The sequence below is a fragment of the Streptomyces sp. ISL-43 genome (genome assembly GCF_018614195.1).
Taxonomy (GTDB): domain Bacteria; phylum Actinomycetota; class Actinomycetes; order Streptomycetales; family Streptomycetaceae; genus Streptomyces.
Genome location: NZ_JAGGOT010000017.1, coordinates 35,582 through 47,335, shown reverse-complemented (window position 1 = coordinate 47,335; position 11,754 = coordinate 35,582). Strand labels below are relative to the sequence as shown.

Sequence of the window (11,754 nt, the reverse complement as noted above, 5' to 3'; positions counted from 1 at the left end):
GGTCAGTTCGCGGCGGTTTCCGGGGTCCGGGCCGGCGCGGTCTGGCTGTCGCGCTGCTCGACGACCAGCGAGGCCGCGGCCGGCGCGGGCAGGGCCTTGAAGACCCAGGTCCGGTAGGACCAGAAGCGGAAGACGGTGGCGATGGCGATGCCCGAGAACTTGAAGAAGTTCGAGGCCAGCGGGCCGTCCCAGTGGAAGCCGTAGGTGGCCGTGAACAGGATGCCGTTCTCGATGACCAGCCCGATCGCGCTGAAGGCGACGAACAGGGACAGCTCGCGGGTGCGGCCCGCCCCGGTCCGGTCGGCGCGGTCCCGGTAGGCGAAGTAGCGGAAGCCCAGGTAGTTCGTGGTGATGGCCACCAGGGTGGCTATCACGCTCGCGCGCACCACCTGCAGGTCCGTGACGTGGCGGATCAGGTTGAAGACGCCCAGGTTGACCAGGACGCCCAGCCCGCCGACGGCACCGAACCTCGCGACCTCGCGTGCGAGCGCGCGCACGCGGTCGAGGACAGATCCGTTCTCCGGGTTGCTCATATGAGGCTCAGTCCTGTCCTTCGGGCCCCCCGTATGAGGCGTCACGCGTTCTTCTGCGGTCCGCCCATGCTAAGTGTCGCCCCGTTGATACGTCTGCGCCTTCGGACACCGTGCGACACACGGCACACCCGCCACGCCCGCCGCCGGGTACCGGGTACCGGGTACCGGCCAGGGTCGTGTCCGGATGGCGGAATACCGCCGGATACTCTGGTGGAGTGACGTTCCCGGTAGTCGGCATGGTCGGCGGCGGACAGCTCGCCCGCATGACCCACGAGGCGGGTATCCCCCTCGGTATCAGATTCAAGCTCCTCAGTGACACCCCACAGGACTCGGCGGCCCAGGTCGTGAGCGACGTCGTCATCGGCGACTATCGCGACCTGGAGACCCTGCGCGCCTTCGCGCGCGGCTGTGACGTGATCACCTTCGACCACGAGCATGTACCCATCGAACACCTGCGGGCCCTGGAAGCCGACGGCATCCCCGTCCGTCCGGGGCCCGACGCGTTGATGCATGCCGCCGACAAGGGGGTGATGCGCGCCAAGCTCGACGAGATCGGCGCGCCCAGCCCCCGCCACCGGATCGTGAGCGATCCGGCGGACGCGGCGGCCTTCGCGCAGGAGGTCGGCGGCTTCCCCGTCATCCTCAAGACGGTGCGCGGCGGGTACGACGGCAAGGGCGTGTGGTTCGTCCGCACGCAGGAGGACGCCGAGGCCCCCTTCAGGGCGGGTGTCCCGGTCCTGGCCGAGGAGAAGGTGGACTACGTCCGCGAGCTCGCGGCCAACATCGTGCGCTCCCCGCACGGCCAGGCGGTGGCCTACCCGGTCGTGGAGTCCGTCCAGGTGGACGGCGTCTGCGACACGGTGATCGCCCCCGCGCCGGACCTCTCCGAGGAGCTGGCGGGCGAGGCCCAGGCACTGGCCCTGCGCATCGCCAAGGAACTCGGGGTCACCGGCCACCTGGCCGTGGAGCTCTTCGAGACCACCGACGGCCGGATCCTGGTCAACGAACTGGCCATGCGCCCGCACAACAGCGGCCACTGGACCCAGGACGGTGCCATCACCTCCCAGTTCGCCAACCACGTGCGCGCCGTCCTGGACCTCCCCCTCGGCGACCCGCGCCCCCGCGCCCGCTGGACGGTCATGGCGAACGTACTGGGCGGGGACTACCCCGACATGTACGCGGCGTACCTGCACTGCATGGCCCACGACCCCCAGCTGAAGATCCACATGTACGGCAAGGACGTGAAACACGGCCGCAAGGTCGGCCACGTCAACACCTACGGCGACGACCTGGACGATGTGCTGGAGCGAGCACGTCACGCAGCCGGCTACCTCAGAGGAACCATCACCACATGAGCACCTCCGCAGCAGCTCCCGTCATCGGCATCGTCATGGGCTCGGACTCCGACTGGCCCGTCATGGAGGCCGCCGCCCAGGCCCTCGACGAGTTCGAGATCCCCTACGAGGTCGACGTGGTCTCCGCCCACCGGATGCCGCGCGAGATGATCGCGTACGGGGAGCGGGCCGACGGGCGCGGGCTGAAGGCGATCATCGCGGGCGCGGGCGGTGCCGCCCACCTGCCCGGCATGCTCGCCTCCGTCACCCCGCTGCCGGTCATCGGCGTACCGGTCCCGCTGAAGTACCTCGACGGCATGGACTCGCTCATGTCGATCGTCCAGATGCCCGCCGGGGTTCCCGTCGCCACCGTCTCGGTCGCCGGAGCCCGCAACGCCGGGCTGCTCGCCGTACGGATGCTGGCCGCGCACGACCCGGAGCTGCTGGGCCGCATGCGCGAGTTCCAGCAGGACCTGAACGACCAGGCCACCGAGAAGGGCAAGCGGCTGCGTACGAAGGTCGCCGGCCAGGAGTCCTTCGGGTTCGGCAAGTGAGCGCGGTGGGCTCGGCGAGCGCCGCCCGCCACCTGGACGAGGCGCGCGAGCTGCTCTGCGAGTACCCGGTCGTCGACGGACACAACGACCTGCCGTGGGCGCTGCGCGAGACCGTGCGCTACGACCTGGACCGGCGGGACATCGGCCGCGACCAGAAGGGCCACCTGCACACCGACATCCCCCGGCTGCGCGCCGGCGGGGTCGGCGCGCAGTTCTGGTCGGTCTACGTGCGCTCCGACTACGCGGGCGACGAGGCGGTCAGCGCCACCCTGGAGCAGATCGACATCGTCGCCCAGCTGATCGAGCGTTACCCGCGCGACCTGGTGCGGGCGCTGACGGCCGATGACATGGAGGCGGCCCGCGCGGACGGCCGGATCGCCTCCCTGATGGGCGCCGAGGGCGGGCACTCCATCAACAACTCGCTCGCCACCCTGCGCGCCCTGCACCAGCTGGGCGTGCGGTACATGACGCTCACGCACAACGACACCATCGACTGGGCGGACTCGGCGACCGACGAGCCCCGGCACGGCGGCCTGAGCGATTTCGGCCGCGAGGTCGTCCGCGAGATGAACCGCGTCGGCATGCTCGTCGACCTCTCGCACGTCGCCGCGACGACGATGCGCGACGCGCTCGCCGTCTCGGCCGCGCCGGTGGTCTTCTCGCACTCCTCCGCCCGGGCGGTCTGCGACCACGTGCGCAACGTCCCCGACGACGTGCTGGCGCTGCTGCCCGCCAACGGCGGGGTCGCGATGGCCACCTTCGTGCCGAAGTTCATCCTCCCGGCGGCCGTCGAGTGGACCCTGGCCGCCGACGAGAACCTGCGGGCGCACGGCCACCACCACCTCGACACCACCCCCGCGGCGATGGGCCTGCACCGGGCCTTCGAGGCACGGCGCCCGCGCCCGGTGGCCACGGCCGCCACGGTCGCCGACCACCTGGACCACATGCGCGAGGTGGCCGGCGTCGACCACATCGGCATCGGCGGGGACTACGACGGCACCGCCTTCACCCCGGCCGGGCTCGACGACGTGGCCGGGTACCCGAACCTGGTCGCCGAGCTGCTGGCCCGCCGCTGGTCGAAGGCCGACCTGGCCAAGCTGACCTGGTCGAACGCCGTACGGGTACTGCGCGACGCCGAAGCGGTGGCGCGCGAGCAGTCGGCCGCCCGGGGCCCGTCCAACGCGGTGCTACCGGCCTCCTGACCGGCCCGCCCGGCGGCTGTGGCGACCCGGCGACCTGCCGGTTACACCCGAACGCCACATCCGCCGGGCGCCTCCGGCGTCCCACGTGTCACGGTGGCCACATCTCCCTGCTTCTCTCCCCGCTTGCGCCGAGACCGGAGCGAACGTCATGGCCGACCTGCAGGATGAACCGCAAACGAGCCCGGCGACCCCCGTGGGCCCGGGCTCCCTCGGAGCCGAGGACAATCCCGCCACCCTGATGCCGGGCGCCCTGGACCGGGCCGCCGCACTGCTGTCCGTCCATCCCGTCGCGGACGGCTGCAACACCCTCGTCTGGACCTTGCGCCAGAGCCCGTACCACGACATCGACACCCCCGACACGGGCGTCGACACCGACATCCCGCGGCTGCGCGCCGGGGGAGTGGGCGCCCAGTTCTGGTCCCTGCTCATGCCGTCCGGTCCGGCCCGCGAGGCCGCGGCCTGCGACCAGGTGGTGTCCGACACCCTCGAACAGATCGACGTGGCGCTGGCCCTGATGCGCCGCTACCCCGACAGCCTCTGCCTCGCGCTGAACGCCGACGACCTGGCCGACGCCCGCAACCGGGGCCGCATCGCCTCGTTCCTGGGCCCCGTAACCGGCCGTACGCTGACGGACTCGCTCGGCACGCTGCGCGCCTTCCACGCACTGGGCGTACGGATCCTCGCGCCGGCCGGAGCCGCGTGGGCCATGGACGGCCTGACGGCCTTCGGCCACGAGGTGGTGCGCGAGACGAACCGGCTGGCGATGCTGCTCGACCTCACCGGCTGCCCGCCGGCGGCGGCCTGCCAGCTCGCCGCGGCCTCCAAGGCGCCGGTGATCATCTCGCACACGGCGGCGGCCGCGCTCAACCCGCACCCGGACAACGTCACCGACGAGGTGCTGCTCGCGCTGCGCGAGGCGGACGGCCTGGCGATGGTCACCTTCGACACCGCGCTGACCGGGGACTCCCTGCACGCGGTGGCCGACCACGTGGACCACGTACGGGCCGTCGCGGGCTCGCACTGCGTGGGCCTGGGCGCCGGCTTCGGCGCCGAGCCGGGCATCCCCCGGCCGGCGGGCCTGACCGACCCCTCGGGCTATCCGCGACTGATCGCCGAACTGCTGGAGCGGGGCTGGACGGAGACCGACCTGGCCCTGCTGACCTGGGGCAACGCCCAGCGGGTGGTGCGCGACGCGGAGTTCACCGCGCGCGCCGCGCAGCACCGTAAAACGGTCTAGACGCGCGCCCGGACCCCGGCCCCGGCCGCGACCGCCGAGGCGGGCGCGGCCTCGGCCACGGGGGAGACGCTCGCCTTCCACAGGCGCACGCACGACAAGACGGCCGCGTAGCCCAGCAGGCCGTTGCGCACGCACAGCAGGAAGGTGCCGAGGACCGTGCCCGGGAGGATCTGCGAGCCGTAGGTCAGCGGGTAGATCGCCGTGCTCAGCGCCGTGGCGGCGACGATCAGCCAGGCCACCGGCCGCTGCGTGGTGTGCCGGCAGGTCAGGCATACGGCGGCCAGGCCGACCAGCCAGATCAGGTACTGCGGGCTCAGCACGCGGCTGGTGATGGTGAAGACGAGGATCGCGCACAGCGCCGCGTCCAGCGGGGTCGCGGTCGACCAGCGTCTGGCCTTCACGCGCCACAGCAGCAGCCATCCGAAGCCGACGACCGTGAGCGCGACGGAGAGCACGGCGACGCTGGAGACGTAGGGGCCCAGGTACTCGTAGGCGCCGTAACGGACTTCGATCTTCCCCGACCAGGCGCCCACGAGCTTGCCGAGCATCAGGGCCGAGCCGCCCAGCGACTCGACCTGGATCCCGCGGTTGCCCTGGTTGCCGAGGAAGCCGAGGGTGTCGCGGAAGAACAGCGCGAGGACCGCGAGGAGCACGGCCGCGGCCGCCACGGCCGAGAGGACCGCGTCGCGGGTGGTCCGGCCGCGCGGGGTGCCGATCAGCGTCAGCAGCGGCCACACCTTGACCAGGGCGCCGACGCCGGCGAGGACGCCGCCGAGCTTGCGGCGGAAGCGCAGGCACAGCAGCGAGCCCACGGCGAGCAGGGTGACCTGGAGGTCGTAGCGCCCGAAGGGCAGGGACAGCAGCAGCGGCAGCGTGGTCAGCCACAGCACGGCGCCGGCCATGCTGCCGTCGCTGCGGCGGGCGGCGCGGACCAGTCCCACGGCGATGAGCGCGTCGCAGACCACGGTCAGGGCGACGAAGGCCTGGAAGTAGCTGAGGAACGGCAGCAGATCGGGCGACAGGAAGATCGCCGCGGCAGCCGGCGGGTACTGCCACATGACGTCGTCGTGCGGCATCGTCCCCGTCACGAGGACGTCGTACCAGTTGTTGTACGTCTGGGTGATCTCCACGCGCACGGAGGACGTGCCGTGCAGGTTCACCACGAGGAGGACCACCATCAGGGTCCTGGTGGCCAGCCAGAAGCCCGCCATGGCCAAGTGGCCGGCGCGCCCCCGGAGGGCCGAGTCGATGGGTCCCCGCCCGGCACGCGGGGCCGGCCCCGGCGCGCCTGCGGTGGGGCGGACAGGGCTGCTCGTGCTCGTACTGGTCATCGGCCGTGAGTCTAGCGATCCCTCGCGCACGGCCCGCGTGGCTATGGCCAACAATCCGGTGACGACATCCGGGGCAGGGCATTCCGCAACGATGCGGACAGTGCGGGCGTACGGCGCGGGCGGGGTCGGGCGGGGTCCGGCGGGCGGGACGGTCAGGCGCGGGGGCGGCCCATGGCCCGGTAGGTCCAGCCGGCGGCGCGCCAGCGGGCCGGGTCCAGGGCGTTGCGGCCGTCGAGGAGGAGCCGGTCGGTGACGACCTCGCCGAGGGTGGCGGGGTCGAGGTCGCGGAACTCGCGCCATTCGGTGAGGTGCAGGACGACCTCGGCGCCGCGGGCGGCTTCGAGGGCGGAGCCGGCGTAGCCGAGGGTGGGGAAGACGCGGCGGGCGTTGTCCATGCCCTTGGGGTCGTAGACGGTGACCTGGCCGCCCTGGAGGTGGATCTGGCCGGCGACGTTCAGGGCGGGGGAGTCGCGGACGTCGTCGGAGTCCGGCTTGAAGGTGGCTCCCAGCACCGCTACGCGCTTGCCGAGGAACGAGCCGCCGACCGCGTCGCGGGCCAGCTCGACCATGTGGCCGCGGCGGCGCATGTTGATGGAGTCGACCTCGCGCAGGAAGGTCAGGGCCTGGTCGGCGCCGAGCTCACCCGCCCGCGCCATGAACGCGCGGATGTCCTTGGGGAGGCAGCCGCCGCCGAAGCCGATGCCGGCGCGCAGGAACTTCGCGCCGATGCGCTCGTCGTAGCCGATGGCCTCGGCCAGCTTCACGACGTCGCCGCCGGCGGCCTCGCAGACCTCGGCCATCGCGTTGATGAAGGAGATCTTCGTGGCGAGGAAGGAGTTGGCTGCGGTCTTGACGAGCTCGGCGGTGGGGAAGTCGGTGACGACCAGCGGGGTGCCCTCGCCCATGGGGGTCGCGTAGACCTCCCGCAGGACCTTCTCGGCGCGCTCGCCGTCGACGCCGATGACGATCCGGTCCGGGTGCAGGGTGTCCTGGACGGCGAAGCCCTCGCGCAGGAACTCCGGGTTCCAGGCGAGCTCGATCTCCTCGCCGGCCGGGGCGAGCGCGGTCAGCCTGGCGGCGAGGCGCTCGGCGGACCCGACGGGCACCGTGGACTTGCCGACGACCAGGGCGGGCCGGGTCAGGTGCGGGGCGAGCGATTCCATGGCGGAGTCGACGTACGACATGTCGCAGGCGTACTCGCCGTGCTTCTGCGGGGTGTTCACGCAGACGAAGTGGACGTCGCCGAAGGCGCCGACCTCCTCCCACGAGGTGGTGAAGCGCAGCCGGCCCGTGGAGCCCGGCAGCCCGGCCACGTGCGCGCCGAGCAGCTCCTCCAGCCCCGGTTCGTACATGGGCACGCGGCCGGCGGCCAGCATCGCGATCTTCTCCGGCACCACGTCCAGCCCGAGCACCTCGAACCCCAGCTCGGCCATGGCCGCGGCGTGCGTCGCGCCGAGGTATCCGGTGCCGATCACAGTGATCTTGAGGGGGGCCATGGGTGCTCCTGGAGGTGCGGGGCCGTTTGCGGCAACCGAGCATAGTCGCGCGCGGGGCCGGGGATGCATTCCGGCGACGGCCCCCGGCGCGGGCCGGGTCGCCGGCCCGACGTCCCAGCTGTCACGCAACTCACGTGCGACGCCCGTGTCGCGCTCGGCGGCCGGACACTAAGCTTGGGTTACTTAACGGTAGTTAGCATCACGCACCACCTGGGGAGTGAGAAATCTTGGCGGGTTCTGCCGACTTCGACCTGTACCGCCCGGCCGAGGAGCACGACATGCTCCGCGAGTCCGTCCGCGCGCTCGCCGAGGCGAAGATCATGCCCTTCGCCGCCGCGGTCGACGAGGAGTCCCGCTTCCCGCAGGAGGCACTCGACGCCCTGGTCGCCAGCGACCTGCACGCCGTCCACGTGCCGGAGACCTACGGCGGCGCGGGCGCCGACGCCCTCGCCACCGTGATCGTGATCGAGGAGGTGGCCCGCGTCTGCGCCTCCTCCTCCCTGATCCCGGCCGTCAACAAGCTCGGCTCGCTCCCGGTGATCCTCTCCGGCTCCGAGGAGCTCAAGGCCAAGTACCTCGGCCCCCTCGCCAAGGGCGACGCGATGTTCTCGTACGCGCTCTCCGAGCCGGAGGCGGGCTCCGACGCCGCGGGCATGAAGACCCGCGCCGTGCGCGACGGGGACTTCTGGGTGCTCAACGGCGTCAAGCGCTGGATCACCAACGCGGGCGTCTCCGAGTACTACACGGTCATGGCCGTCACCGACCCGGAGAAGCGCTCCAAGGGCATCTCCGCGTTCGTGGTCGAGAAGTCGGACGAGGGCGTCTCCTTCGGCGCGCCCGAGAAGAAGCTCGGCATCAAGGGCTCCCCGACGCGCGAGGTCTACCTCGACAACGTCCGGATCCCCGCCGACCGCATGATCGGCGCCGAGGGCACCGGATTCGCCACCGCGATGAAGACCCTCGACCACACCCGCATCACGATCGCCGCCCAGGCGCTCGGCATCGCCCAGGGCGCCCTGGACTACGCCAAGGGCTACGTCCAGGAGCGCAAGCAGTTCGGCAAGCCGATCGGCGACTTCCAGGGCGTGCAGTTCATGCTCGCGGACATGGCCATGAAGATCGAGGCCGCCCGCCAGCTGACCTACGCGGCGGCCGCCAAGTCGGAGCGCGTCTCCGCCGGCGGCGAGAAGGAGGACCTCACCTTCTTCGGCGCGGCGGCCAAGTGCTTCGCCTCGGACGTGGCCATGGAGGTCACCACCGACGCGGTCCAGCTGCTCGGCGGCTACGGCTACACGCGGGACTACCCGGTGGAGCGAATGATGCGCGATGCGAAGATCACGCAGATTTATGAAGGAACGAACCAGGTTCAGCGGATCGTGATGGCGCGGAACCTGCCGTAACGGGCAGTGTCGCCCGGGGTGGCCCCGACAAGGGCCGCCTCGGGCCCTTGGGGGTCCCCCGGATGGGCTAGCTTTGGACCTCGTACGCCCGGAACCGGTTGGGGAGAAAGCTCATGACGGAAGCGATCCTGCTGGTCGGCGGGCAGGGGACGCGTCTGCGCCCCGTCACCGTGAACACCCCCAAGCCGATGGTTCCGGCGGCCGGTGTTCCCTTCCTCGCGCACCAGATAGCCAGGGCCGCCGCCGCCGGTGTGACACACATCGTGATGGCCACCTGCTACCTCGCCGAGGTCTTCGAGCCCTACTTCGGGGACGGCGCCGCCTTCGGCCTCACCCTCGAATACGTCGTAGAGGACGAGCCCCTGGGCACCGGAGGTGCCATCCGCAACGCCGCCGAGCGCCTCACGGGCGGCCCGGACGACCCGGTCCTCGTCTTCAACGGCGACATCCTCACCGGCCTGGACATCGCCGGCCTGGTCGAGTCCCACAAGGCGGCCGACGCGGACGTCTCCCTGCACCTGGTGCGGGTCGAGGACCCGCGCGCCTTCGGCCTGGTCCCCACCGACTCCCAGGGGCGGGTGCTGGCCTTCACCGAGAAGCCGCAGACCCCCGAAGAGATCACCACCGACCAGATCAACGCCGGCTGCTACGTGTTCCGCCGCAGCGTGATCGACTCCATCCCGGCCGGCCGCTCCGTCTCCGTCGAGCGCGAGACCTTCCCCGGACTGCTCGCCTCCGGCGCCAGGCTGCAGGGCGTCACCGAGAACACCTACTGGCTGGACCTCGGCAAGCCCGAGTCCTTCGTCCAGGCCTCCGCCGACCTCGTACGCGGCGTCGTCTCCTCCCCGGCCGTCCCCGGCCCCCGCGGCGAGGCCCTGGTCCTCCCGGGCGCCGAGGTGGCCGAATGCGCGGTGCTCTCGGGCGGGACCGTCGTGGGAGCCGGCGCCCGCATCGGAGCGGGCGCGGTCGTCAAGGGCTCCATCGTGCTCGACGGCGCGAGCGTGGGCCCCGACACCCGGGTGACCGCCAGCCTGATCGGCGAGGGTGCCTCGGTCGGCCCGCGCACCGTACTGGACTGCGCGGTCATCGGCGACGGAGCCGTGGTCGGGGCCGACAACGAGCTGCGCGCCGGAGTGCGGGTGTGGTGCGAGGCCGAGGTGCCCGCCGCCTCGGTCCGCTTCTCCTCGGACCGCTGACGGCCGCTCCGGCCGACCACTGACGGCCGGCGCCCCCCTCCACCGGGCCGCGGTCAGTTACCGCGGACGGTGACCTCTTCGTCCTTCTGGATCTGCTGGACCAGCTGCTGCACCTTCGCCTTGTCCCAGACGAGGTTGCCGCCGCGCTGCCCGGAGATCGGCATGTTCATCGAGACGCCGTCACCGCCGCTGATGCCCTTCATCGCGAAGAACATCTGGCCCATGTCCCACAGCGACATGTCCTTGTCCACGATCAGCGTGTCCAGGCCCGCGCCCAGCACCGGATACAGCGAGAACGGGTTCATGATCGTCGACGGGGTCGCCGCCTGGCTCGCCAGCGCCGACAGGAACTTCTGCTGGTTCTTGGTCCGCTGCAGGTCCGACTCGGCGAAGGCGTAGCGCGTGCGTACGTAGGCGAGCGACTGCTCGCCGTTCAGCGTCTGCGTGCCCTCCTTGAAGTCGGCCCCGGACTTCTCGTCCTTGAACCCCTTCTCGATGTTCAGCTCCACCCCGCCCAGCGCGTCCACGATGTTCGCGAAGCCGGCGAAGCCGATCTCGGCGTAGTGGTCGATGCGCAGGCCGGTGTTGAACTCCACGGTCCGCACCAGCAGCTCCGGGCCGTCCTCGGCGTACGCCGCGTTCAGCTTGGTCCGCTTGCCCGTGCCCGCGAACCTCTTGCCCGACTCCGAGCCGACGAAGGAGGGGATCTCCACGTCCGAGTCGCGCGGCAGGGAGATCATCGTGTTCCCGCTGGAGCACTTGGCCAGGATCATCATCGAGTCGGTCCGCTTGCCCTCGGCCGAGCCCGTGTGGAGCTTCTTCTTCTCCTCGTCGGACATGCCCTCGCGGCTGTCCGAGCCCACGATCAGGTACGTCGTGCAGTCGCCCTCCTTCGGGCGCTCGATGACCTTGGAGAGGTCCACCTCGCGGCGCACGTTGGAGTCGGCCCAGAAGTAGGTGCCGATGCCCGTCACGAGCAGGCCCGAGACCAGCACGATCGAGCCGATCTCGATCCGCTTGCGCCAGTCCGGGGCCCCTCCCGCCGGGCCGCCCGGCCCGCCCGGTCCACGCCTGCGCGGCCCCGCCGGCGGCTGCGGCGGACCGCCCTGGCCGCCGCCGGGGGTCCCGTAGACCTGGCCGGTGTTGTAACCGCTGTCGTAGCCGCCGCTGCCGGTGTACGAGCCGTCCTGCTGCGGGGGCACGTACGCGGGCTGAGCGCCCGGGCCGGGAGCGACCGGCGGCCGCGCCGGCCTGCGCGGGGGCTGGGCGGACTGCGGGGGCTGCTGCCGGGACGCCTGCGGGCCGGGCCGCTGGACGTGTCGCATCCGCCGCGCGCCCTCCGGCTGCCCCTGGCCGCTGCCGCGTCCGTACCCGTCATCGCGGCGGCCGCGCTCGCCCTGCTCGCCGCTCAACCCGTCCCAGTCACTCATGTGCCCAAGAATGCCTGGCCGGGCGGGCCGCGGAACAGCCC

10 protein-coding genes are annotated in these 11,754 nt (G+C 71.8%); 6 read left to right on the top strand and 4 right to left on the bottom strand.

The genetic code is table 11. The annotated features are described in order from the left end of the window. Nucleotides 1-2: 2 nt before the first annotated feature. Entirely contained in the window at nt 3-533 is a 531-nt protein-coding gene (locus tag J7F03_RS10705; protein WP_214948470.1) for a GtrA family protein, read from the bottom strand. A gap of 215 nt (nt 534-748) precedes the next feature. Between J7F03_RS10705 and J7F03_RS10700 the strand changes: the two genes are divergently transcribed. The 4 genes from J7F03_RS10700 to J7F03_RS10685 all read left to right on the top strand — a co-directional run bounded on the left by J7F03_RS10700 (nt 749) and on the right by J7F03_RS10685 (nt 4,860). Beyond that, nucleotides 749-1,888, top strand: coding sequence for a 5-(carboxyamino)imidazole ribonucleotide synthase (locus J7F03_RS10700; protein ID WP_214948469.1), 1,140 nt, complete (start codon nt 749-751; stop codon nt 1,886-1,888). Then, nucleotides 1,885-2,421: a 5-(carboxyamino)imidazole ribonucleotide mutase gene (gene purE / locus J7F03_RS10695; protein ID WP_214948468.1), complete on the top strand. Its 537-nt coding sequence runs from the start codon at nt 1,885-1,887 to the stop codon at nt 2,419-2,421. The genes J7F03_RS10700 and purE overlap by 4 nt, the downstream gene beginning before the upstream one ends. Further along, nucleotides 2,418-3,623, top strand: coding sequence for a dipeptidase (locus tag J7F03_RS10690; protein ID WP_308379341.1), 1,206 nt, complete (start codon nt 2,418-2,420; stop codon nt 3,621-3,623). Before purE ends, J7F03_RS10690 begins: the two co-directional genes overlap by 4 nt. A gap of 148 nt (nt 3,624-3,771) precedes the next feature. Next, nucleotides 3,772-4,860 (top strand): membrane dipeptidase, encoded by a 1,089-nt coding sequence (locus tag J7F03_RS10685; protein ID WP_214948467.1) that lies wholly within the window; start codon nt 3,772-3,774, stop codon nt 4,858-4,860. On the opposite strand, the gene J7F03_RS10680 is transcribed toward J7F03_RS10685, so the two are convergent. Together J7F03_RS10680 and J7F03_RS10675 are read right to left on the bottom strand one after the other, a co-directional pair. Then, nucleotides 4,857-6,191 carry a glycosyltransferase family 87 protein gene (locus tag J7F03_RS10680; RefSeq protein WP_214948466.1) on the bottom strand — a complete coding sequence of 445 codons (1,335 nt, stop codon included), beginning with the start codon at nt 6,189-6,191 and terminating at the stop codon, nt 4,857-4,859. The two genes, J7F03_RS10685 and J7F03_RS10680, sit on opposite strands and share 4 nt — an antisense overlap. Before the next feature lie 152 nt (nt 6,192-6,343). Then, entirely contained in the window at nt 6,344-7,687 is a 1,344-nt protein-coding gene (locus J7F03_RS10675; protein ID WP_214948465.1) for a UDP-glucose/GDP-mannose dehydrogenase family protein, read from the bottom strand. A 227-nt stretch (nt 7,688-7,914) separates the two neighbouring features. On the opposite strand from J7F03_RS10675, the gene J7F03_RS10670 reads away from it, so the two are divergent. Together J7F03_RS10670 and J7F03_RS10665 are read left to right on the top strand one after the other, a co-directional pair. Continuing rightward, nucleotides 7,915-9,087, top strand: a complete 1,173-nt coding sequence (locus J7F03_RS10670) for an acyl-CoA dehydrogenase family protein (protein ID WP_214948464.1) — start codon at nt 7,915-7,917, stop codon at nt 9,085-9,087. 113 nt (nt 9,088-9,200) lie between these two features. Continuing rightward, nucleotides 9,201-10,283, top strand: coding sequence for an NDP-sugar synthase (locus J7F03_RS10665; RefSeq protein WP_214948463.1), 1,083 nt, complete (start codon nt 9,201-9,203; stop codon nt 10,281-10,283). Nucleotides 10,284-10,336: 53 nt separating this feature from the next. Here the strand turns inward: J7F03_RS10665 and J7F03_RS10660 are convergent, their stop codons facing one another. Then, nucleotides 10,337-11,713 carry an LCP family protein gene (locus J7F03_RS10660; protein ID WP_214948462.1) on the bottom strand — a complete coding sequence of 459 codons (1,377 nt, stop codon included), beginning with the start codon at nt 11,711-11,713 and terminating at the stop codon, nt 10,337-10,339. Between the last annotated feature and the right edge of the window lie 41 nt (nt 11,714-11,754).

What these genes read in the sequence shown, in the direction of transcription:
- J7F03_RS10705 (WP_214948470.1), bottom strand. Translation starts at nt 533, where the DNA reads ATGAGCAACCCGGAGAACGGATCTGTCCTCGACCGCGTGCGCGCGCTC.
- purE (WP_214948468.1), top strand. Translation starts at nt 1,885, where the DNA reads ATGAGCACCTCCGCAGCAGCTCCCGTCATCGGCATCGTCATGGGCTCG.
- J7F03_RS10685 (WP_214948467.1), top strand. Translation starts at nt 3,772, where the DNA reads ATGGCCGACCTGCAGGATGAACCGCAAACGAGCCCGGCGACCCCCGTG.
- J7F03_RS10680 (WP_214948466.1), bottom strand. Translation starts at nt 6,191, where the DNA reads ATGACCAGTACGAGCACGAGCAGCCCTGTCCGCCCCACCGCAGGCGCG.
- J7F03_RS10675 (WP_214948465.1), bottom strand. Translation starts at nt 7,687, where the DNA reads ATGGCCCCCCTCAAGATCACTGTGATCGGCACCGGATACCTCGGCGCG.
- J7F03_RS10665 (WP_214948463.1), top strand. Translation starts at nt 9,201, where the DNA reads ATGACGGAAGCGATCCTGCTGGTCGGCGGGCAGGGGACGCGTCTGCGC.
- J7F03_RS10660 (WP_214948462.1), bottom strand. Translation starts at nt 11,713, where the DNA reads ATGAGTGACTGGGACGGGTTGAGCGGCGAGCAGGGCGAGCGCGGCCGC.